The sequence below is a fragment of the Phytohabitans sp. LZ39 genome (assembly GCF_059359075.1).
This window is the reverse complement of sequence record NZ_JCADBM010000067.1, coordinates 1-757: the sequence shown is the minus strand read 5'-3', so window position 1 is coordinate 757 and position 757 is coordinate 1. Positions and strand designations below refer to the sequence as shown.

Annotated in this window: 1 protein-coding gene; it reads left to right on the top strand. The window is 68.2% G+C overall.

Annotation, left to right across the window (positions count from 1 at the left end; genetic code table 11):
- Positions 1–101: 101 nt before the first annotated feature.
- Positions 102–757, top strand: a 656-nt coding sequence (locus AC5L36_RS45370; protein WP_441225328.1) for a glucosaminidase domain-containing protein, incomplete at its 3' end; no start/stop codon positions are given.

Genomic DNA, 757 nt, shown 5'->3' with positions numbered 1-757 from the left:
GCTGGACCGGCGACGGCGACGGCACCTTCGCCACACCCGCCCAAATCGGCCACGGCTGGTCCACCTTCCGCCTCGCCAACTACTGACCGCTGGGAGCAACCATGAGAAGAACCTTCCTTGCCCGGCTCGCCGTCGCGGCACTTGTCGGTGGCCTGCTTTCCACGGCGGCGATCGGCAGCGCGTCGGCGATGGCGCCGGACGCGTACATCAGCGCCTACGCCCCGTCCGCCCAGACCGTCCAGCAGCAGTATGGCGTGCCGGCATCCGTCGCGCTCGGCCAGTCGATCCTCGAGTCGGCGTGGGGCGAGAGCCGCCTCACCCGCGAACGGCGGAACTTCTTCGGCTTCAAGTGCGTGTCGCCGAGCGATCCCGGGCCAATCGCGACGAGCTGCCACAACTACCCGACCCAGGAGTGCGACTCGTCCGGCTGCTACACCGTCAACCAGTACTTCCGGGGGTACGCCAGCAGCACGGACTCCTTCCGCGACTACGGGCGGCTGCTGCGCACACCGCGGTACGCGGCCGCGTTCGACCACGTCGACGACCCGGACCAGTTCATCCGGGAGGTGCACCGGGCCGGCTACGCCACCGACCCGGAGTACGCCAACAAGGTCATCAGCCTGATGCGGACGTACAACCTCTACCGGTTCAACAGCGCCCGCAACCTGGCTGCGGAGAGTGTGAACGGGGATCGGTACGAGGATCTGTTGGCGGTCGACTCCGGCAACGTGCTGTGGTCGTATCCGGGTCGCTCGGG